Genomic DNA, 19,822 nt, shown 5'->3' with positions numbered 1-19,822 from the left:
ATGGCACCCCAAACTCAAACCAACTGGTATCACACTAATTTTAGTTCTCTGTTACAAGAAATCGCCCGAGTTCGTAACTATTTAGAAAAATACATAGAAGGTAAAGAAAATCAACAAAGCGTTACGGAAATTGTTGACGATACCTCTGCCCTGGCTCAACTTTGTTTCCTCTTCAATCTAACCCCATTTGAAAGGGATATCCTGCTCATGTGCGTGGGCATGGAAATAGAACCTATGTTCCAGTCTTTGGTGGCCAAAGCCCAAAAAAATCATCCTCACAAAAACTATCCTACTCTAAGTTTAGCTATGGACGCCCTTCCCGGAGCCAGTTGGCATGTCCTTTCTCCCCAAAGCCCTTTACAATACTGGCAACTGCTCCAGATAGAACCAGGATTGATCCAGACCCTATCCCCCCTCCATATTGACCAGCAAATCCTCTGCTTTCTGTTAGGATACGATGCCACAGACCAGCAATTAGCAGGCAAGATCACTCCCATACCGCCTCAGACCAACCCTCTTATTTTGCCTACCTCTCAGTTACGTATAGGGTCGCAATTGATCACCATTTGGTCTGGGGGCGAGGGGACAAATAGCTATCCCGTGGTGCAATTATCTCGCTCGGATCGAAGCACTAAATACCAAATTGCCTCCGCCACTTGTCAGGGTTTGGGGTTAAAGTTACAAACTCTCGACCCTGCCGCTCTGACCACCAACCCCCAGTTGGTCTACCAACTCGCGATGCGTTGGCAAAGGGAAGCAATACTAAGCAATAGTGTCCTGTTTATTGACTGCGATAGTTATAATTTTTCTGAGCCAGGGCGGGAGTATGCTCTGAGCCAATTTATTGATAGTAACAATACTCGTTTAATCCTCAGCTGCAATCACCGAAAAATTGACTGTAAGCGGACTGTTGTTAACGTTGACATCCCCCCATTGAGCCACCAGGAACAATATGACCTGTGGGAATGCCATATAGGGTCAGCAGCAGCCGAACTTAACGGTCAACTTGAGCGCATCGCCGTTCAGTTTAACCTCAGTAGTGCTAGTATTCAAGCCGCCTGTGATCAATTCAAAATTCAAAATCAAAAATTCCCACAAAATCCCGGATCTAGCCCCCCTAGCGCCCTAACCCACCCCTACCCCCTCCCAGGAGGGGAACCTGGGGGAGACAGATTTCAAAGTCCCCCAGAATTGGGGGATTTAGGGGGCAAAAATCTCAGAGACGAAACCCACCAACCCACTCAATTATGGGATTTATGCCGCCAAATCAGCCGTAATCAATTAGAACACTTAGCGCAACCTATCAATGCTACGGCTACCTGGGACGATCTGGTTTTACCTACCCCACAACGGCTGCTTCTTGGGGATATTGCCACTCATCTGAGATACAAGTATAAAGTCTATCAGGAATGGGGTTTCGCCCACAAAGGCGACCGGGGTTTGGGCATCAGCGCCCTATTTTACGGTGCTAGCGGAACTGGTAAAACCATGGCAGCAGAGGTATTAGCCAACGAATTTCGCCTCTCTCTTTATCGCATCGACCTAAGTAGAGTTGTCAGTAAATATATTGGAGAGACCGAAAAGAATCTGCGGCGGATCTTTGATTGCGCAGAAACCGGAAGTGCTATTCTGCTGTTTGACGAAGCCGATGCCCTGTTTGGTAAGCGTACCCAAGTTAAAGACAGTCACGACCGCAACGCTAACATCGAAGTCAGCTATTTGCTGCAGAGAATGGAAGCCTATCAAGGTTTAGCTATTTTGACCACCAATTTCCAAAGCGCTCTCGATAGTGCCTTTGAGCGCCGCATTCGCTTTGTGGTCTCCTTTCCGTTTCCCGGACCCGAAATCCGTACCCAAATTTGGCAGCGGATTTTTCCGACTATGACACCAACCCAAAACTTAAATTACCAGAAACTCGGTCAACTAAAAGTAGCTGGCGGAAATATTCGCAATATTGCCCTTAATGCCGCTTTTTTGGCCGCCGCCGCCGATGAAGCCGTGAACATGGAACATATCTATGAAGCCACAAAACGGGAATATCAAAAGTTGAAGAAAATGTTGACAAACGAAGAGATTGAAGGGTGGTTTTAGTTGTGGGGAGTTAATGGGAATAGGGAATAGGGAATAGGTAATAGGTAATGGGTAATGGGTAATGGGTAATAGGTAATAGGGAGGAGTCACAGTAGAGTGGGCATCTTGCCCGCTCGAAAAGTGGGGCCCGGGCGCGGGGAGTCACAGTAGAGTGGGCATCTTGCCCGCTCGAAAAGATCAGTAGGCGTAGGGTGGGCAAATGCTGACCCTCTGACCATGTAATCAGGAATCGGGTCGATTTGCCCACCCTACAAGGCGCGGGGAGGAGTAGAGTGGGCATCTTGCCCGCTCGAAAAGATCAGTAGGCGTAGGGTGGGCAAATGCTGACCCTCTGACCATGTAATCAGGAATCCTATCCATTTGCCCACCCTACAATAACTATAGAGTTTATATCCTAATGAGGTACTGCCATTTGCCCACCCTACAATAACTACCTGACAGCTGACGGCTGACAGCTGACGGCTGAATGCTTACCACCCTACAAGCTACTTTATTTTTAATTTTTAATTTTTAATTTTTAATTACTCAAACCGTTTGTGCCTCATTAATATAAAAAGGATAAACGAGGTTAAACCTAGAATTAGTGACTCGCACCGTATAGGTAATACTTATTAACAACAATCCCTCTATTTCACTGTCCTCTATAGTTATCTCCTCTACATCTATACGATGCTCATGGTTCAACAGAGCATCAGAAATCGTGCCTCTTATTCCCGTAATTAACCCTTGAGTAATTTCCTCAAACAGAAACTGACTCAATTCGCAACCAAAATCAGGCTGCATAATCCGTTCCCCTGGACGGGTTGACAGGATAATTTCCAAACTTTGGACAATATCCTCTTCATCAGAAACCATCTCAACCGTTCCTGTATCCTGGTTGAATGTAGGGGGAAAACTCCATCCTGTCCCTAAAAAAGAGCTGTTTTCTTCCATTTGCCTCTTGCCTCTTGCCTTAATAGTACTGTAAGCTATCAGCCGTCAGCCGTCAGCCGTCAGCGGTCAGCGGTCAGCGGTCAGCCGTCAGCCGTCAGCCGTCAGCCGTCAGCCGTCAGAGGATATCTGAAAAGTTTTTTTATACTGAATTTTGCCCCCCTAGCCCCCCAAGCGAGCAATCCCTCGCTTGGGGGGAACAAGAATCAATTTGCTGCTAAAAGTCCCCCGAGCGAGGGATTGCTCGCTCGGGGGATTTAGGGGGCTTGGATGTAGCAAATGAGACTTCTCAGACAACCTCTCAGCTGACGTAACAAAGATTAAACGAATGCTTACTTGTTTGAATTAAAAGCTCTTTGCTCAAAGCCCAGAGCCCAGAGCTGAATGCTGATAGCTGAATGCTGATAGCTGAATGCTGATAGCTTAATGCTGACGGCTGATAGCTGAATGCTTACCTATTTCTTAACTAGGTTTTCATGTTCCGGTGATTTTAATCCCTCCTGTAAAATGGCTAATACTTGGCCTAAGTCTCCGGTAAGTAAAGCATCTTGGGCTAACCATAACCCAGGGAAGTAGTCACTACAGATAATGCCTTTATCATTCGGGTTTAGTTTAATATATTTTCCTTCCCTTAACCGAAACCAATCAAGTTCTCCGTCATAAACCCGCCAAACTAAATATTCTTGAACTTGATTACGTCGGTAAGCTTTTAATTTATCATTTAAATCAATAGAGGCCGTACTGGCTGCTATTTCTACGATTAATTCTGGCGCACCTTCTACATAGCCGTCTTCACTAATCCTTGATTGTCCATCTACCGTTAGTCTTAGTAAAGCATCCGGTTGAGGTTCATTGTCGGCATCTAGACGTACAGTCGCATTATCTCCCACTTCTACCCCTGGTGTAGCTGACCAATATGTACCTAACCAAGTCATAATACGAGCATGGGGATTAGCATGTTGGGTCATTCTTAAGGGTGATGCCATATAAACAATTCCTTCGATTAATTCCGCTTTTTTGACATCAGGCATTTGTTCATAACGCTGTTCAAATTCAACCTGAGTAAGTTGATCACCGTTTTCGAGGGGTGGAATTGTAGTTTTGGGTTTTAAAATGGTTTGAGACATGGGTTTTTTTAGCAGTACTGACGTAAGCATTCAGCCGTCAGCCGTCAGCCCTCAGCTTATTTTATTGCCGTCAGCTTATTTTATTCAAAAGCACCGATTGCGCTACGCGCATTAGCTGATAGCTGAATGCTTACGTACTGACTTTGGTGGGTTACTCTATTGCTAACACACCCTCGGGATTTTGGTTGGTTACGCGATCGCGCTTCGCACGCTACGCGAACAGCGGTCAGCTATCAGCTGACGGCTGACCGCTGACCGCTGACGGCTGACCGCTGACCGCTGACCGCTGACCGCTGACCGCTGACCGCTGACCGCTGACCGCTGACCGCTGACCGCTGACCGCTGACCGCTGACCGCTGACCGCTGACCGCTGACCGCTGACCGCTGACCGCTGATAGCTTACCTTGCTTCTTAGCTCAATTAATATCCACTCTCGAGCCTTTAATCTTGATATATTTACCCTCCATCACAAGGTCCTTACTTGATTTTATTTTAATTCCTTGATTATCCATCGTTATTGTATTACCATTTTCATCTTCCAATTTAATCCCTTTATCCTGCTCGGATAATTTTAAGGTATTGCCTTTGGGTGTACTAATTTCGATTAACTTATTTTCATCATCAAATATAATTTTAAGGGATTCTTTAGTGACAATTCCTTTCTTATTATTTTCGTTGGTTACTGTCAAACCAGGCGGCAAAGCATTTTTACCACTATGCACCGCACCAAGAATTATGGCTTGTCTAGGGTCATCATTGATAAAACCGAGAATAACCTCATCGCCGGTTTCAGGTCTAAAGAAAATACCTCTTTTATTACCAGCCTCAACCGAAGCTAATCTTGCCCAAACAATACCATCTGTTTCAATTGAGGGGATTTTGACTTTTACCCTAAACTGTTTATCTGGATCCGCTTCATACTTATCCACAATCCCAATTTGCAACCCATGGATAGCTGGAATCAATCCCGCTACTGGTGTATCAATAATGTCATTATTTTGTTGATAAAACCAGCTAGCTGACAAGCCAAATTGTACATCGGTCTGCCAGCCTTGGGTAGTAACTTGGTGACGAATAGCGGTTACTAAGGTTTTACCATTGAAGCGCTCTCCTATTCCCGCAATTTCTATACTATCTCCTGGTTTAATATCAGCAAATCCAGGTACTTTGAAGCGACCTTTAAACAGTGACAGACGACTTTTTTGTAACTTGGCATCTGCCCAAGCTTTTACTTCCTGGTCATCTAAGGTCGCTAAACTGATTAATTGATAGTTGTCTGCACCAATTGTTTTTGCTAATTTATCTCCTTTTAAATTACCCTGGGTGATAGAAAACTCTTTCGCTTTTTGTGATTGTAATAATTTCTGTGTTTTGATATCCCAAGCTGTACTTTCTACCGACGCTTTCTGATCGCAAATATCAGCTTCCATTTCAAACTCGTAAATTTCATCAATGCCATACTCAAAGCTATGTTTGGCTTTCTTTAGATTAGGCTCGACCCCAGTAATTTCGCCATCATCAACTAAAACCCACAGACCATTGACATCCGCACGAGATAAAATGAAATCCCAGTCAGTGCAGTAATATTGCACCATTTCCTTATGCTTGGGTTGAGTTGTAGCAGTAGATTTGAATTTTAACCTCCCAGTGTTGATGACTTTGTCGATAATATCCTTGTCTGTCATATCTCGAAAGACAGCACTTTTTCTTTGGGTGGTTAGTTTGTATGCTGCATCTTTTAAATCAACAGTGAGCAGAGAACTATATCGATCGGCTTGCACACAGTGTCTAACTATAATTCCCTTAAACACTGTTGCTTCCTTTTGTTTTTCCCCTTCATAGCGAAGCTTTATTTCAATTTCTTTGCCTGGTTTAAAAAACTCCGTGTTGCTAATAGCAAATTCTTGTTCTGCCGCGTCACCATCTAATAAAATGATTTGAGCTATCGGGATTTTATTCACCTCTTTGATAATGTCAATCGACATGACATTATATTCAGGGTTCATTTTTTTACCTTTACTCAAAATTGTTGCTGTGACAACACCACTCATTATTTTTTACTTCTCTATTGGCGGTAAATTGATAGTTATTCCTGTTTTTAACTTTCTGATGTTATTGAGATTATTAGCACGGGCAAGCTGGATATAATAAGCCGAGTTACCATATACCTCTTGAGCCATCAAAGGCAACTTATCTCCAGCTTTTACTGTTTTAGTATGGGTGAGATCGGGTGAGCTTTTATTTTCTAATCTAACCCGCTCATAATCATCAAGATCACTAACAAATAAGGCATCTAGCTCTGCTCTGATTGGCTCTCCACTGCGGTTAAATAGAGTATATTTAACATCAAAAGATTTAAGCCTACATTTAAAATAAAGCCGACTCCAATGAATAATCAGAAAGTATGGTTCATGCTCTTTCCCTGCCATTTTAGTTGTTAGTTCGCGGAATTTTTTTACTTGCGTATAGACATCTTTCCTCCCATAAAGTCCATAATCTGCTACACCTGTGTCATCAAAGAGTAACTTCAGAGATAACTGACTTGGTTTACTTAGAAGATATTTCACTTCTTTCCCACTCGAATTCAAACCTTGTTTTGAATCGTAAGTATTTTCATAGTTCAAAGAATAAGATTCAGGGTTGAACATGACCTCGAAAGTATCGATATAATCAGTTTCTTTTCTCCGCCTTTTGCTGAATACTTTAATTTTTAGCTTTTCTAGTTTGAAAGTATTTTTGAGCATATCTATTTCTTATCTCTCTTTTTTCCGCTCCAGTATTTTTAGTACCTGTGCCACACAAGCAGCAATGATTTCTTGTTTCTGTCCAGAAGTCCCTTCAATCTGGCATTCTGAATTAGCATCACTATTATCCACAATGTTGGCACGAATAATTAATTCTTTGATTTCCACTGGCATAGCTAAATCCTCACACTTTTAAATCTGGCATAGGCTAATTCCATCGTATCTATAACCACAGCATTGGCATTAGCATCTAGGTCAGATGTCGTCCATTTTACTGGATAAGCTCTCTTAAATAACCAACTAGAAACAGGAGCAGTGTTTTCATCAAGCAAAATGACTAAGACATTGCTGGGAGCAAATTTAATGGTACTCATAGCAACGTTAAACTCTATATTCAGAGGAGAGCCAATCACCATTCCTCTTTCTAAAACCAGATTATTATAGGTAACCTGATTAGGCAAACGATGTCTGAAAATATTTTCACCCCCTTCACGGATGTCCGTTGTGCTTATTTCCGCAGAAATCCCCGATACCTTTTGAAAGCGAATATCTAAGGGATTAGGCACAATTCCGGCAATGAAAAAGACGACCATAAAATTAAATCCAACCGGGGGATTTTCAGTGAAAGTAAGTTCCGGAATGGGGAAATTATCTGCCATCACTTATCTGCCATCACTAATCAGCTTGTCAACCTTGGGTTTTGAGTTTTGAATTAATAGACCTCTTGCAAAAATAGTTATTTGTCCGATAGTGTTATTTTCAATTATTGTCCACTGTTCCCTGTTCCCTATTCCCTGTTCCCGACAACTGCCGCGAAGTCTAATGATTATCCTGAATAATCAACCTTGAGATCGCTAGCCATTAGTTCTAAACTCTCAATGGCGACTTCGTTGCTAGTGGCATTAAATGACGGTGCATCTAATTTCTTGGGGAAAGCATCTATAACTGTCCAGGAGACAACTGCTTCACTTGACTCGTCTAACAAGTCAATCCTGACATCCCGCTTTACGACGGTATTTAATCGAACGCTACTAATCCATTCCAATAAATAGCTGTCTTTTCTGACAATTCCTTTTTGTAGGGTTAGGTTAACGGGAGTGCTTAATCCTGGCATATGCTTTACCCCATTTTTATAACTCATGCCATCTCGATAAGAAATGGTTTCGTATTCAATGCTTAATCCCGATACCTCTGAGAAAGCGTGGGCATCATCTCCCTCTATGGTGACTCGGTAATGAAATACCGGAATTGGATAGCTGTTTTTTATTTCTTCTGGTGTGGTTGCCATGATTTATGTTTCCTTAATTACTTTAGGTTTAGTTTAAGCATTCAGCATTCAGCATTCAGCATTCAGCATTCAGCATTCAGTTATCAGCATTCAGTTATCAGCTATCAACTATCAGCTATCAGTTATCAGTTATCAGCTTAAGCGCTACGCGCACGCTACGCGAACAGCTAATGCGCGTAGCGCAATCGGTGCTTTTGAATAAAATAAGCTGACCACTGACCGCTGACCGCTGACCACTGAATGCTTACAATTTTTAATTTTTAATTTTTAATTTTTAATTTTTAATTCCCCCTATGCTTCCTGTAATTTATGGGAGAATTTCAGGATAATGAACTCAGCTGGACGAACTGGTGCCAGACCAATTTCCACAATCATCCGTCCTTCTAAAATGTCCTGTGCTGTCATGCTTTTACCCAGTCCAATATTAACAAAGAAAGCTTGTTCAGGAGTGCTACCAGCCAGGGCACCTTGTCGCCATAATCCCTCTAGATAACTTTCAATTAGGGACTTCACTTTCAGCCAGGTGATGGTGTTGTTAGACTCAAAGACCACAAATGCAGTGGCTTTCTGAATCGATTCTTCAATGAGATTGAACAGTCTGCGCACAGGGATATAGCGCCATTCATTGTCATTACCCGCTAAAGTCCTTGCTCCCCAAATTAAAGTTCCTTTTCCGGTAAAACTGCGAATAGCATTGATGGATTTACCAGCGGTGGGATCAACGTTGAGATTTTCCTGTTCCTCGTTGGTAATTTTTTCCGTAGGCGCAAGTACCGATGCCAAGCTGACATTAGCAGGTGCTTTCCAAACTCCCCTGTCCCGATCTACCCTGGCATATACCCCTGCTACAGCAGCACTTGGAGGTAATACAACTCGCTGTTTAGCTAGTTCAGCTTTAATTTTGTTATAAATATCGGTGTTCTTGGTTTTGCTGTTACTCAGGTTTGATTCAGTAGTTCCTCCTGTATCGGTGGTTCCTCCTGTATCGGTGGTTCCTCCACCTCCCTTGATAGTTACAGAATGATCGGTGTAATAGTAGTTGAGTGATGTTTGGAGGTCGGGATAATAAGCTGCGCCATATTTTAAATAATCTGTGCCAATTCCCTCTCGGAATCCATCAACTTTCAGAACGTCGAAAATGGCAAACCTATCTTTTAATTTATTGCATTGCTCTAAAGCTTTTTGACAAAGTCCGTAATAATTGGTATCACCTAAACTTACCGCATCGGTAAGCAGGATTAAGGTGGGTTCATCTTCTTTTTCTAAAGCTTTTAATCCGTCCTCAAATTTACCTTTATCTTTATCTTGACTATAATCACCTACCGAAACAATGTAACAACTGCCTCCACCGTTATCAAAATACAGGCGCAAAGCATAATACATTAAATACTTGAGTTCAGGAGTGTCAATGCTAGTAATTACCTCGGCCTTAGTTGTATCATCAACCTTTGTTGTTACCTCAAAGCTGGTTGCTTGAGCTTTGCCAAACAAAGTTTCATAGTCAAGCAGTGAACTAATTCGAGTGGGTTTATTCTTTAATTGGTCGCCTATTCCAGCTTTCTCTGTGTAACCGATAAAAGCTGGAATCGCTGTAGATACCTCAGCGACTGAAGGGGGAAATGTAGAAATTTCCTCGACATAAACATTAGGAGTTTTATACGTTACCATGGTTCAATCCTTAGGTTTCAATTTTTATAGGTATTTCAGGGCATTAATGACTTTAATTCCGTTATGATTAGGGGGATTAGGTAAATGATCAATCCACACAGAGGGATCGCCAAGTTCATTCTTTTTCTTTATTAAAAGTTGAATGTTTTGTCTCCCAGCTTCCTGACAAGCAATTTCTGAGTCAGATTTAAAGCAATATTGTTGAGATTCAGGAAATTGTTGGTTAAGAGCAGAAAATATTGGATCTGTTTCTTTAGCGTCGGCACTCGTAGATCTAGTAAATTTAATTTCTGGTTTCCTGGTCGGATCTTTATCTTCAATCAAGAATTCATCGCCATTAGTTAACTGATCCGTTACCAGGTAATAGTACCACGGTTGTTTTTTGGCGTTAAAGGTGATTTTATAGTCACTCCCCTGATTCAAATCTTTAGACATGGAGGAGTTATTATAAATATCCACAATGCCAAAAATAGTTTGTACCCTGGGCACTTTTATGTAACACCATTGAGTATGAATTATATCTAAATCTGACGCTTTATTTTCATTATTATTTTCATTACTAAAATGATAACTAACATTATCAACGGGTTTCCAGTCAATATCTGTGAAATCTATAAAATCTTGATTTTTGAGTTTTAATATAAAAGTAAACTGCAAATTATCAGCAAGCTCTACCCAGGGTTTCTGTTCTGAATTTTCTGAATTTTCTGAATTTTCTGAATATACTGGGGTAATGACCACTATTCCGTTAACTTTATTCTTAACAATCAGACGATGACCCCTAAGTACCCTGCTACATTCAGGTGTTGGTTCAACACTTAAGTCCGGGCAGACTTTATCCCGATAATAGTCGTGAAGAATACTTAATTCAAAGAGTTGCTTATAAAGCATAATCTAGATGACCCTTGGGTTTGAGTTTGGCGGCGATACTAGATTCTTGAACTACTAACTTCCCTATCAGTTACATCAGAGCCAATTTCCACCGTATCCCCATCGGCAAAGACAACCATTCTGACTTTATAAATGACTGAAGGCATATAAGACATGCCTAAACCAGACCAAACCTCTCTTTGTTCAGTAAAAGGCAAATTAACCAGTTCGATGGTCAATTTTTGGATCTCAGCACTGAGGGTTGGAGAGTTACGACAATCAAATAACCGATGACTTTGAAAGTATTTGATAATTAGGGACAAAAACTTTAAAGATTGGCTGTAATTAGTAAAATTAGCAGCATATAGAACGTATAAATTGAGGTAAAGATTAGGGTTGTTTTGCTGCTTCCCCCCCTGATTAGGCATCCTGTCATAGGCAGCACCAGAACGAAAGGTATAGTCTTCTTCTAAGTTAACTAATAAGGTAGTAATGGCATTCTCTTCTAAGGAAACTTCTTTCCCGTTGCGATCCTGAAGAAATAAGACCTCAAAAGCCTGACCTCCGGTTTTTACTCGGATGTAGCTGTTGAGTTGTTCCTTAAGAAACGAGAGAACATGTTCCAACATAGCTAGTATCTATCCCGCCTAATAATTGGAGGATAATCTTGACCAGAAGACTTTGATACTCCCGTCGCTAAATCGAAGATTATAGCGAGGGATTCTTAAGAGTATAAAACCCTTAACGGCTGAACCAAACAGCCTCTAGACCCTCCGATAAAATCCTTGGGGTTACTTGTATGTTTATGATCAGCTTAATTCCATGCGACAGAGGCTTTTCAGCTTGTCTTTTAATGCATATATTGGAACCTGAGAAAACTCTGATTGCTTCGTGTCCCTTAATCGTTTAATTTTGGGATTGTGATCGATAGCAATCTTGCTAATCGTGTAATCTTATCCTAACAAAAATAGGCAAGATACGCTACAAATTCATTCTCCAATTCCCCTACCGCTAAGTCTTCGACTATAACGGGAGTACCCTTGGAGTTGAATGATGGAATAGGGAAATACCTTTTCTATACTTCTAACTGCCACCAAAATAACACTAACATGAAAAACAAAGAAAGAGAGCAAATCCCGAAAAATGAAATATATCGTAATATTTTTCGGGATTTTCAACAATGAAATATATCGTAATATTTTTAGGAATTTTCAACTCGGATTATTTTTCGTAAGCATTCAGCCGTCAGCCGTCAGCCGTCAGCCGTTGGCCAATGGCTGATAGCTGAATGCAAGGCAATTGCTGAATCAAGGGATGAATAGGAGTGGGGTGGGCATCCTGGCCGTCTGGGAATTGTAACGGGCAAGATGCCCATTCCACCAACATGCCCATTCCACCAACATGCCCATTCCACCAACATGCCCATTCCACCAACATGCCCATTCCACCAACATGCCCATTCCACCAACATGCCCATTCCACCAACATGCCCATTCCACCAACATGCCCGTTCCACCAACATGCCCGTTCCACCAACATGCCCCGCATCCTGCCTGCCCGACAATCTAAGGAACAGGCAAGATGCCCGTTCCACCAACATGCCCGTTCCGCCAACATGCCCGTTCCACAAAACTCTTAAAATCATTCCATTATTAAGCAACGCCATGTCTATTGCCTGGTGGGCAGTTGGGTTGGCGTTGCTGAATCAAGGAATGAATGCGCGATCATCTGGTTTTGGTCAAGCCCCCGTGGGTCCCCCAACTTTGCGGTGCGACCCAAGGGCGATTTACTCGCCCTAGGAGGCGCGCACCGGAAGGGACGCAAGAAAGTCTTGTTCCCCCACCGGTGCGCTTTCCGTCGGCGAATTAAATTCGCCACGGGTCGCACCGCAAAATTGGGGGGCTAGGGGGGCAAAACCATACCCATAATCAGCAACGCCGTTGGGTTTAGCCTAACGGGTATAGCCGTCCGCCCCCTTACTGCTTTTTAGGTGGGACTAATTTCTCTGAGGTTTCAATTAGGATTGGTATATATAGCGTTTGTATTTGAGTTGTGAATATAGGATTGATGGGAAAAGGGAGCAGGGAGGAGGGAGCAGGGACTGTAGGCCACGCGGGGCGCGTTCGGAGCAGTAGGAAAGAGCTTGGATGATTTTTTGGTGTTCTTAAAAATCAGCAAGATTGTTCATGACCTATTTATAAACCCTATATATAGGTATCCTAATTGAATTGTGAGAATTTGTGATGCCCTATTCCCTACTCCCTACTCCCTACTCCCTACTCCCTACTCCCTACTCCCTACTCCCTGTTCCCTTTGCTATAGATTACCAAATGTAAACTTTCCCGGATTGCTCAACATGACAACTATAACCACAGAAGGATTATACACCTTTGAAGAATACCTCAACTATGATGATGGTACCGACAACCGCTATGAATTGGTGGATGGGAGGTTAGAAATCATGAATCCACCAACCTTTAGGCATCTGCTGATTGCTAAGTTTATTGAACAAGTATTGGAAGCAGAAATTAATCGTTTGGGTTTGCCTTGGCTGTGTTTTAAAGAAGCTAGAATTCGGACAGGATGGCGCAAGTCACGGCTAAGTGATGTCTATGTGGTAACCAAAGATCAGGTAATGGCATTGCTAGATCACTCAGCAGTATGTGATACTCCTCCATTATTAGCAGTAGAGGTGGTGAGTCCTGATTCTGTTAAGCGAGATTATCGTTACAAACGTTCAGAGTATGCTGCCTTGGGAATCATTGAATATTGGATTGTTGACCCCCCGAAGAAAAAGGTTTCACTGCTGGTGTTAGAGGAAGGGTTATATCAGGAAACAGTGTTAACTGGAAATCAACGGTTAACATCACCTACGTTTCCTGAGCTGATGTTAACCGTTGAGCAAGTTTTGACTGCTGGGAATTTAAACTAAGTTGTTGTGCATTTAAAATGCACAACAGCAAGGCAGAAGGCAGAAGGCAGAAGGCAGAAGCGATGCATCGCTGTTCCCGACTCCCGACTCCCGACTCCCTACTCCCTACTCCCTACTCCCTACTCCTAGATTGCTATAATGATTCATAAATTTGATGTTCTCGGTTAATAAAAACATCAGCTAATATCTGATAAGCTTCTGTCCAAGCTGCTATCACTTCCTCTGTCGCCGCTTCATGCAACACATCCTTCATCGCTTGTAGTAGACTCTCTCCCACAATGGGATATTGTTCTGGTTTAACATGGGTTTTTACATGACGATGAGCAATCACCTCAACCATGGATTTTAAAGCCTCCATATTATCAATTTTGGTAGCATAACTATAGACTGCTGTCGCTAACTTAGCTGGTTGAGAACCATTGGCTTGAGCTGACATATCAAACTGTGCTTTTACCTCTGGATGGTTGTGAAACATGATTTCATACATCCGAGTAGTAATTTGCTTACCATTCTTTTTGAGCAGGGGAGCTGTGGACTTGATGATATCTATAGTTTCTTGGCTCACCTGATTCACCGGTTTGGGCTTTTCGGAGAGGGTTAGCAAAAATTTCAGATTCTCTTGGGCTTGTAACTTATGAGGTGCAAAAGCCGGTATAAAGATAAAGACTCCTGGTTCTAAGGTAATCTCTTTCTGGTCTAAGGTCAGAATTCCTTTCCCTTCAATTACCGTGATTGCGGCATTACGAGGTGAAGTATGCTCCTCAATTGCTGTACCTTTTGCCAAACACAATAGGGTGTATTGGCAATTGTTATCCTTGAGCAAAACTTTGCTAATCATCCCTGTATCTGGATAGTCAGCTAATTTTTGTAGGGGAGTGCTAAACGATGTGTTTGCTGTAGCGATCGCATTAACCATTATCCTTTCCTCATCTCAAATTTAGAAACTTCTAAGATTGGTAAATATCTCTGAACTCGTTGCTACTTTTACTGTGACAGAAAAAGTTAGCCCTGTCCTTGAGCTAGCTCATAAACGGAGTAATAGCAAAGGGAGTAGGGAGTAGGGAAAGGGAGGGAAGTGTGGGGAGATGGGGAGATGGGGAGATGGGGAGATGGGGAAATGGGGAGATGGGGAAATGGGGAGTCAGATGAGGATATGCATCAAGACCATTAGAAAAAAAGTATTTAAAGATACCAAATTAATCTCAAACTAATTCTTCCCTCTCCTCCCTCTCCCCACACTCTTGTGCTCTCCCCTCTCTCCCCACACTACCCCCTCTCCCCACACTCTTCTCCTTGTTCCCTGTTCCCTGTTCCCTGTTCCCTGTTCCCTGTTCCCTGCTCCCTGTTCCCTGCTCCCTGCTCCCTGTTCCCTGTTCCCTGCTCCCTACCAAATTCAGAAATACTATAACTATCAAACACTGTCAAAGGACTGGTAGGCATGGTCTCAATAGAACAATTAGCTCAAGTCTGGGTGCTGAAAGACCTAGAAACCTCAGCGCTAGAGAATCTTCAGCCTTATACCAATGTACGGGCTTATTTTCGGGATGAGATTGTGATCTACGAGGGCGATCGCCTCCCCTGCCAACTCTATGCCTTAATCAAGGGAACCCTGCAAATTAAAAAAACCGGGACTAATGGTAAAGAAAGCCTTTTGCGCATCATCCCTGAGGGTGATATTTTTGCGGCTCCGGCAATTTTTGGTAATGGTATTGCACCCGCAACAGTTATTTGTCAGGTGGACTCCCTAGTGCTAACCATAGAACGAGAGGCGCTGTTAGAGACCATTCGCCATACCCCAGAAGTGGCGTTGCGAATCCTGGAAGTCTTTAACCAACGCCTGCAACAAATTCATAACACCGTACATGGACTAATTTCTGAAAGGGCAATTGTACGACTGGTGCGTCTGCTGCAATACTATGCAACTCGCTATGGAACTGAGTCTGTTGCTCAGGGAGACTCCTTAAATATCAACCTTCCTTACTATCAAATTGCTCGCAGTATAGGTATAACCTATGAAGAATGCGTGCGTTTGTTCAAAAAGATAAATGCCATCAATTCAGTGGTTACCTACAAGCGGGGAGGCAAAATTATTATCAATGACTGGCAGCAGTTAGATGCGATCGCCTTTGGCGCGGCTGAGGCCTTTGGCCACGCTGCGCGAACGCCGATCGCGGACAACGAAGGATGAAAAGACTAGGGAGTCGGGAGTCGGGAGTCGGGAATCGGGAAAAAATCCTGTGTACCTCGTTTGTACCTCGTTACTATGAGAAACGTGCTGATTGCAGGAATTGATATAGCTTCCATCGCCTGGGATAACCAGGTCTTAACCGTAAAGTCAGCGTAGGATGACTCAATCCCTGAACGTTTTATTAATTATGAATCTTTCTGCTCAGTTTGTGACTCCTCAGGGTCTGATGTCGGATTATTCATCTCGTCTTTGAAGCCTCTGAGGGTTTTCCCTAGGGCGCTGCCGATTTCAGGAATTTTCTTCGGTCCAAAAATCACAACTGCCACAACGCCAATAATCATCACTTCGGGCCATCCTAAACCAAACATACCAATTTTCTCCAAACTCCTGTTAACTTTGAATTAACCTTGAACTGCTTGATAGCACTTAGCCCATCCTACTTCACGGCCAAGCAAAAAAATTCTCTAACAAATCTACTTTACGGTTTTACCAGGCGCACAATCAACCTAGGTCAATCTCGGTCGCCCACTCAAAGTATTGACACTCTCCGTCCTTCTAGGACGGGGATTCTTACTTCACAGAGCCGTCTTGCTCGACCAGGCCGGAGCCAGGAAAAGTAGAGGACAGTTCTCCATAAGCGTTCGGATCAATGATCCAGGTTCCTGTATGCCCTACAGTACCCAAGGCTCTTTTTAGAATATTGATAGCTGCATTATGGTCGCGATCCAACACACACCCGCACTTACAGGTATGGGTTCTAGTAGATAGCGATTTTTTGACAACTTCACCACAGTTTGAGCAATTTTGGCTAGTATAGGTAGGATTGACTGCTACAGTTTCTCTACCAAACTTTCGTCCAAAATACTCTAACCATTTTCTAAACTGATACCAACCTGCATCATTAATAGACTTGGAGAGACAGTGATTTTTGACCAAATTTCTCACCCTTAAATCTTCGTAAGCGACCACATCATTAGAGTGGATTACGCAACGCGCGAGTCTCTTCGCATGTTCTTCACGTTGCCTACTTATTTTAAGGTGCATCCTGCCTAATCTATTAACGGCTTTCTTACGGCTAGATGAGCCTTTATTTTTGCGAGAAACTCGGCGTTGATGAAACTTCAACCGCTTCTCGCCCTTGCGATAAAACCTTGGATTTGGCTCTGTGTTTCCCTTGGAATCGGTATAAAATTCTTTCAGTCCTACATCTAACCCAATGTTGGTATGTGATGGTTCTAGAGATTCTTTAACATCAGCTTTGACACAAAACTGGACATAGTAACCATCTGCTCGACGTACTAACCTAACTCGCTTGATCAGCTTTTGGTCGTAACGCCACAGTTCCCAGGTTCCCTTGAGTTTTAGTTTCCCAATTCCTTTTTTGTCTAAGAATTTTATTGATTTGGTATCAAGGGAAAGTTTCCAGCCTGATGTCTTGTATTCAACTGACCGGGAAAACTTTTTAAACTTGGGATAACCCTTTTTGCCAGGGACTTGTTTTTTACACTTATCGTAAAACCTAGAAATTGAACTATAGGCTCTTTCCACTGAAGTTTGACAGGCATGAGAGTTTAAGTCTTTAACAAAAGGATATTCAGCTCTGAGCCACGTGTTATAGCGATACAGGTCTTTTTGTCCTATCCCTTTATTGTCCATCCAGTAACGGATGCACTTATTTCGTACAAACTGACCAGTACGTATCGCCTCATCTATGGCGGCATATTGAGTTTTATTCCCTTTGACCTTAAATTCTAATACTATCATCTTGACGTGGGACAACTCTAGGTAACATTGTAGCACAAAAAGAAAAAGCCGTCCGTTGTTCGCGCAGCGTGGCCTACGGCCAAGTTACCGTAAGATAGTGGAGTCTTTATGGTTGGCAGGCTATGCGTAAAAGGGTTAAAACTTATTGATTAAGACTCCACAATAAACAGGTTTCGTCTCCTAGAAGGACGGGGCTTGAGACCCAAATTTTTGGTCATTTTCGGGCGGGCAGGATGCCCACCCCACTCACCTTCATCCGAAGATTCAGCAATGCCCCGCTAGTCCATGCTACTAGCAAGGAATTTTATGCGATCGCAAACAAAATCCTTTATCCAATCCCAGCAGTAACAAAGTTTTGTGTAGCGTTACAGGATTGACCATGGCAAGCTGATATCCTAAGCTTATCCGAAGTCCATACTAGGATATCTTGCTGCAATTGATGGTGACCGATAAGGTGAGAAGATAGAGGTCGAAGGATGAAGGAGGAAAGATAAAGTATAAAAATATACCATTTGCAAAGGTTACAATCAATGCAATGGTTGATACTTCAAGTCTTGCATGCCTTTTGTCTTTTGCCTACCCCTCTTGTTAAGGGGGATAATGGGGGGAGAACCCATCCAACCCTTTTGTCTGCAAGCCTGTTGCCTCCATTTTACCCATAGCCTTTAAGTGTTAAGGAATGTCAACCACTTCCACGCCATCCCTAAGAACCCAACAAAACCCTCTGTGCGCTAAGCTGGCAGACTGTATAGAGTCGAACTGGCGGCGCTACTTCGACCTTTCTCCTTATCATTTACCAGCCGAGTTAGGCTACGTGGAAGGACGGCTTGAGGGAGAGAAACTGACTATCGAAAACCGTTGCTATCAGACACGTCAGTTTCGGAAAATGCACCTGGAATTGGCAAAAATAGGTAAGATGTTGGACATTTTACACTGTGTAATGTTTCCTCGTCCAGAGTATGCTCTGCCCATGTTTGGCTGTGATGTGGTGGCAGCTAGAGGACAAATTAGTGCTGCGATCGCAGACCTTTCTCCACTCAACCCTAAACGTACCTTACCAGAAGCCTATCACTGTTCGTTACAGACCCTACCAAAACCTGAGTTTAAACAGCCCCGTGACTTACCACCTTGGGCAGACATTTTTTCAGAATTTTGCATTTTTGTGCGTCCCAATGGTCCAGAAGAAGAAGCACAGTTCCTGGCATGGGTGGATGATTTATTACAGATTCACTGTGCCCATGCTGCTAATGCCCTACCGGTCTCTAGAGAAAAGCAAGCAGAAATTATTGCTAGTCAACACTATTATTGCAGCAAGCAGCGGCAGAATGACAAAACCCGGCGGGTGCTTGAAAAAGCTTTTGGTGTTGAATGGGCAGAGAACTATATGACCTCGGTACTATTTGACTTGCCAGTATCTTGATACTTAATCAATCGTAAAGCTGATTAGTTTGCTGATTAGTTTAGGGATGGAGCAATGGATGATAGCGGTTCTCATATTAATGAGGTACACAGGATTTTTTTCCTGTTACCTGTTCCCTGTTACCTGTTCCCTGTTCCCTAAAATCCACAACTTGTATACCTCACCTATTTGAGAAATACTATAGTAAGGCACGATAATAATAAGTCGGCAAACTTTTTTAAGGGGATAGACTATGTTCACTAGACGTGACCTTCCCTCAGAGCAGGAACTGCTAAATTTCGCGAGACAGTACCCTGAGCTAGATATAGAATCAGTGTTTACTTGTCTGTCGTTCCTGAAAACTACCACTGAAATCTACGAAGCGATTGACACTCATATGGGTCGCTACGAGTTATCAATCGGTAAGTTTACTGTACTCATGCTATTACACAAAGCGGGTTCGTTAGGCTTGACTCCTTCCGAATGTGCTCAACAGGCTGGTGTTACTCGTGGGACGATCACAGGTCTGCTTGATGGTCTTGAACGTCAAGGGTTAGTTAAACGCCAGCCCCACCCAGATGACCGACGGATGCTGATGGTTAACCTGACTCCAAACGGTTGGCAGTTCTTGAAGCAAATGCTTCCCGAGCACTTTAATCGGGTGACAGGTTTGATGGCTAACCTGACTGGCGCAGAAAAGAAAACCTTCGTTAAACTTTTAGCAAAGTTGCGAGCGGGAACCCCTGCTATGCACTCAGCTGAATTTCAGCTGAGCCAGTAATGAGGGATTGCTCAAAAAATCTGTTAGCGGTGCTCATCTA

General features: G+C 42.9%; 25 protein-coding genes and 2 pseudogenes. 8 read left to right on the top strand and 19 right to left on the bottom strand.

Annotated elements, in window-relative coordinates; all coding sequences use genetic code 11:
* Nucleotides 1-2,091 carry an ATP-binding protein gene (locus tag F6K64_RS04670; RefSeq protein ID WP_287264960.1) on the top strand — a complete coding sequence of 697 codons (2,091 nt, stop codon included), beginning with the start codon at nt 1-3 and terminating at the stop codon, nt 2,089-2,091.
* A 10-nt stretch (nt 2,092-2,101) separates the two neighbouring features.
* Here F6K64_RS04670 and F6K64_RS04665 read toward each other — a convergent pair whose 3' ends face one another.
* The gene (locus tag F6K64_RS04665; protein ID WP_287264959.1) at nt 2,102-2,371 is read right to left on the bottom strand and encodes a hypothetical protein; all 270 of its coding nucleotides are present in this window, start codon (nt 2,369-2,371) and stop codon (nt 2,102-2,104) included.
* Between the two features lie 245 nt (nt 2,372-2,616).
* Nucleotides 2,617-3,024 (bottom strand): GPW/gp25 family protein, encoded by a 408-nt coding sequence (locus F6K64_RS04660; RefSeq protein ID WP_287264957.1) that lies wholly within the window; start codon nt 3,022-3,024, stop codon nt 2,617-2,619.
* Here F6K64_RS04660 and F6K64_RS04655 point away from each other — a divergent pair, their 5' ends adjacent.
* A complete protein-coding gene (locus tag F6K64_RS04655) occupies nt 3,025-3,282 on the top strand; it encodes a hypothetical protein (RefSeq protein WP_287264956.1) in 258 nt (85 codons plus the stop codon). It abuts the gene before it with no gap.
* 194 nt (nt 3,283-3,476) lie between these two features.
* Here F6K64_RS04655 and F6K64_RS04650 read toward each other — a convergent pair whose 3' ends face one another.
* The 13 genes and pseudogenes from F6K64_RS04650 to F6K64_RS04600 form a co-directional block, all read right to left on the bottom strand.
* Nucleotides 3,477-4,148, bottom strand: a complete 672-nt coding sequence (locus F6K64_RS04650; protein ID WP_287264955.1) for a Uma2 family endonuclease — start codon at nt 4,146-4,148, stop codon at nt 3,477-3,479.
* A 189-nt stretch (nt 4,149-4,337) separates the two neighbouring features.
* Nucleotides 4,338-4,484 (bottom strand): annotated as a pseudogene (locus F6K64_RS38070) (hypothetical protein); the annotation flags it as partial.
* Nucleotides 4,456-4,569: pseudogene (locus F6K64_RS38065) on the bottom strand (hypothetical protein); the annotation flags it as partial. The pseudogenes F6K64_RS38065 and F6K64_RS38070, both read right to left, overlap by 29 nt.
* Nucleotides 4,565-6,199, bottom strand: coding sequence for a type VI secretion system tip protein VgrG (gene vgrG / locus F6K64_RS04645; protein ID WP_287264953.1), 1,635 nt, complete (start codon nt 6,197-6,199; stop codon nt 4,565-4,567). The gene vgrG and the pseudogene F6K64_RS38065, both read right to left, overlap by 5 nt.
* Before the next feature lie 6 nt (nt 6,200-6,205).
* Complete coding sequence (locus F6K64_RS04640) at nt 6,206-6,892, bottom strand: CIS tube protein (RefSeq protein ID WP_287264952.1); 687 nt, start codon at nt 6,890-6,892, stop codon at nt 6,206-6,208.
* A 9-nt stretch (nt 6,893-6,901) separates the two neighbouring features.
* Nucleotides 6,902-7,066 carry a DUF5908 family protein gene (locus tag F6K64_RS04635; protein WP_287264951.1) on the bottom strand — a complete coding sequence of 55 codons (165 nt, stop codon included), beginning with the start codon at nt 7,064-7,066 and terminating at the stop codon, nt 6,902-6,904.
* 2 nt (nt 7,067-7,068) lie between these two features.
* Complete coding sequence (locus F6K64_RS04630; RefSeq protein WP_287264949.1) at nt 7,069-7,551, bottom strand: phage tail protein; 483 nt, start codon at nt 7,549-7,551, stop codon at nt 7,069-7,071.
* A gap of 167 nt (nt 7,552-7,718) precedes the next feature.
* On the bottom strand, nt 7,719-8,180 hold the full coding sequence (locus tag F6K64_RS04625; protein WP_287264948.1) for a phage tail protein: 462 nt from the start codon (nt 8,178-8,180) through the stop codon (nt 7,719-7,721).
* 291 nt (nt 8,181-8,471) lie between these two features.
* Nucleotides 8,472-9,848 carry a phage tail sheath family protein gene (locus tag F6K64_RS04620; RefSeq protein ID WP_287264946.1) on the bottom strand — a complete coding sequence of 459 codons (1,377 nt, stop codon included), beginning with the start codon at nt 9,846-9,848 and terminating at the stop codon, nt 8,472-8,474.
* A gap of 24 nt (nt 9,849-9,872) precedes the next feature.
* The gene (locus tag F6K64_RS04615) at nt 9,873-10,739 is read right to left on the bottom strand and encodes a hypothetical protein (RefSeq protein ID WP_287256434.1); all 867 of its coding nucleotides are present in this window, start codon (nt 10,737-10,739) and stop codon (nt 9,873-9,875) included.
* A 38-nt stretch (nt 10,740-10,777) separates the two neighbouring features.
* Nucleotides 10,778-11,347, bottom strand: coding sequence for a Pvc16 family protein (locus tag F6K64_RS04610; RefSeq protein ID WP_287264945.1), 570 nt, complete (start codon nt 11,345-11,347; stop codon nt 10,778-10,780).
* Nucleotides 11,348-11,963: 616 nt separating this feature from the next.
* Nucleotides 11,964-12,332, bottom strand: coding sequence for a hypothetical protein (locus tag F6K64_RS04605; RefSeq protein ID WP_287264944.1), 369 nt, complete (start codon nt 12,330-12,332; stop codon nt 11,964-11,966).
* Between the two features lie 54 nt (nt 12,333-12,386).
* Nucleotides 12,387-12,596 carry a hypothetical protein gene (locus F6K64_RS04600; protein WP_287264943.1) on the bottom strand — a complete coding sequence of 70 codons (210 nt, stop codon included), beginning with the start codon at nt 12,594-12,596 and terminating at the stop codon, nt 12,387-12,389.
* A gap of 478 nt (nt 12,597-13,074) precedes the next feature.
* Between F6K64_RS04600 and F6K64_RS04595 the strand changes: the two genes are divergently transcribed.
* Together F6K64_RS04595 and F6K64_RS04590 are read left to right on the top strand one after the other, a co-directional pair.
* Nucleotides 13,075-13,650, top strand: a complete 576-nt coding sequence (locus F6K64_RS04595; RefSeq protein ID WP_008186235.1) for a Uma2 family endonuclease — start codon at nt 13,075-13,077, stop codon at nt 13,648-13,650.
* A 17-nt stretch (nt 13,651-13,667) separates the two neighbouring features.
* Nucleotides 13,668-13,799 (top strand): hypothetical protein, encoded by a 132-nt coding sequence (locus F6K64_RS04590; protein WP_287264942.1) that lies wholly within the window; start codon nt 13,668-13,670, stop codon nt 13,797-13,799.
* Here F6K64_RS04590 and F6K64_RS38060 read toward each other — a convergent pair.
* Nucleotides 13,784-14,566: a globin domain-containing protein gene (locus F6K64_RS38060; protein ID WP_353737204.1), complete on the bottom strand. Its 783-nt coding sequence runs from the start codon at nt 14,564-14,566 to the stop codon at nt 13,784-13,786. The two genes, F6K64_RS04590 and F6K64_RS38060, sit on opposite strands and share 16 nt — an antisense overlap.
* Before the next feature lie 169 nt (nt 14,567-14,735).
* Here F6K64_RS38060 and F6K64_RS04575 point away from each other — a divergent pair, with 169 nt between their 5' ends.
* Entirely contained in the window at nt 14,736-14,861 is a 126-nt protein-coding gene (locus tag F6K64_RS04575) for a hypothetical protein (protein WP_008186233.1), read from the top strand.
* Between the two features lie 55 nt (nt 14,862-14,916).
* Here the strand turns inward: F6K64_RS04575 and F6K64_RS04570 are convergent, their stop codons facing one another.
* A complete protein-coding gene (locus F6K64_RS04570; protein WP_287251553.1) occupies nt 14,917-15,090 on the bottom strand; it encodes a hypothetical protein in 174 nt (57 codons plus the stop codon).
* Here F6K64_RS04570 and F6K64_RS04565 point away from each other — a divergent pair.
* Complete coding sequence (locus F6K64_RS04565) at nt 15,089-15,838, top strand: Crp/Fnr family transcriptional regulator (protein ID WP_008186231.1); 750 nt, start codon at nt 15,089-15,091, stop codon at nt 15,836-15,838. The two genes, F6K64_RS04570 and F6K64_RS04565, sit on opposite strands and share 2 nt — an antisense overlap.
* 185 nt (nt 15,839-16,023) lie before the next feature.
* Here the strand turns inward: F6K64_RS04565 and F6K64_RS04560 are convergent, their stop codons facing one another.
* Together F6K64_RS04560 and F6K64_RS04555 are read right to left on the bottom strand one after the other, a co-directional pair.
* Entirely contained in the window at nt 16,024-16,206 is a 183-nt protein-coding gene (locus F6K64_RS04560) for a Sec-independent protein translocase subunit TatA/TatB (RefSeq protein WP_044493720.1), read from the bottom strand.
* A 202-nt stretch (nt 16,207-16,408) separates the two neighbouring features.
* Nucleotides 16,409-17,602: an RNA-guided endonuclease InsQ/TnpB family protein gene (locus F6K64_RS04555; RefSeq protein WP_008186229.1), complete on the bottom strand. Its 1,194-nt coding sequence runs from the start codon at nt 17,600-17,602 to the stop codon at nt 16,409-16,411.
* A 679-nt stretch (nt 17,603-18,281) separates the two neighbouring features.
* Between F6K64_RS04555 and F6K64_RS04550 the strand changes: the two genes are divergently transcribed.
* Together F6K64_RS04550 and F6K64_RS04545 are read left to right on the top strand one after the other, a co-directional pair.
* Nucleotides 18,282-19,022 carry a phycocyanobilin:ferredoxin oxidoreductase gene (locus F6K64_RS04550; RefSeq protein ID WP_008186228.1) on the top strand — a complete coding sequence of 247 codons (741 nt, stop codon included), beginning with the start codon at nt 18,282-18,284 and terminating at the stop codon, nt 19,020-19,022.
* Between the two features lie 232 nt (nt 19,023-19,254).
* A complete protein-coding gene (locus tag F6K64_RS04545; protein ID WP_008186227.1) occupies nt 19,255-19,782 on the top strand; it encodes a MarR family winged helix-turn-helix transcriptional regulator in 528 nt (175 codons plus the stop codon).
* Nucleotides 19,783-19,822: the final 40 nt, after the last annotated feature.

It is taken from the genome of Moorena sp. SIO3A2 (assembly GCF_010672265.1).
In the GTDB taxonomy this organism is placed as follows: domain Bacteria; phylum Cyanobacteriota; class Cyanobacteriia; order Cyanobacteriales; family Coleofasciculaceae; genus Moorena; species Moorena producens.
Note: the sequence above shows the minus strand (reverse complement) of the source record. Positions and strands in the feature narration are given on the sequence as shown.